Genomic DNA, 678 nt, shown 5'->3' with positions numbered 1-678 from the left:
CCGCTGCCACCCGGCGCCCGTGCCGTGCTGCGCCGCGAGCACGGGGAGCCCGGCGAGCGTGACGGTCTGCTCTACGACCGCACCCCCGGCGGCCCGGTGGCCGACGGCCGGGACGTACGGCCGCGTGGTCAGGAGTGCCGCAGCGGTGAGCCGCTGCTCCCCTCCGGCACCACCGTGACCCCGGCGGTGCTCGGCCTCGCGGCGGCCGCCGGGTACGACCGGCTGTCCGTGCACCGCAGGCCGAGCGTGGAACTCCTCGTGCTCGGTGACGAGCTGCTGCGCTCCGGCGTGCCCCGGGGCGGCCGCGTCCGCGACGCGCTCGGCCCGATGCTGCCCTCGTGGCTGCACGGTCTGGGCGCCGAGGTGATCGGTCAGCACCGGATCTCCGACCGGCTCGGGATGCTGTACGAGGCGGTGCGCCGCTCCCCCGCCGACGTCGTGATCACCACCGGCAGCACGGCGGCCGGACCCGTGGACTTCCTGCACGACACCCTGGAGATGCTGGAGGCCCGGCTGCTGGTCGACTCGGTGGCCGTCCGGCCGGGGCACCCCATGCTCCTCGCCGAGCTGCCGCCCGCCGAGGACGGCCGCGCCCGCCGCCTGGTCGGCCTGCCGGGCAACCCGCTGGCCGCCGTCGCCGGGACGCTGACCCTCGCCGGACCGCTGCTGCGCGCCCTC

The 678-nt window shown here is 77.7% G+C and carries 1 protein-coding gene; it reads left to right on the top strand.

Annotated features, from left to right (window positions below; translation table 11 throughout):
- Positions 1-678: molybdopterin-binding protein (locus GTW40_RS21945; protein ID WP_237525622.1), on the top strand; the 678-nt coding region annotated here is incomplete at both ends.

This window comes from Streptomyces sp. SID4985, from assembly GCF_009863025.1.
Taxonomy (GTDB): domain Bacteria; phylum Actinomycetota; class Actinomycetes; order Streptomycetales; family Streptomycetaceae; genus Streptomyces.
Note: the sequence above shows the minus strand (reverse complement) of the source record. Positions and strands in the feature narration are given on the sequence as shown.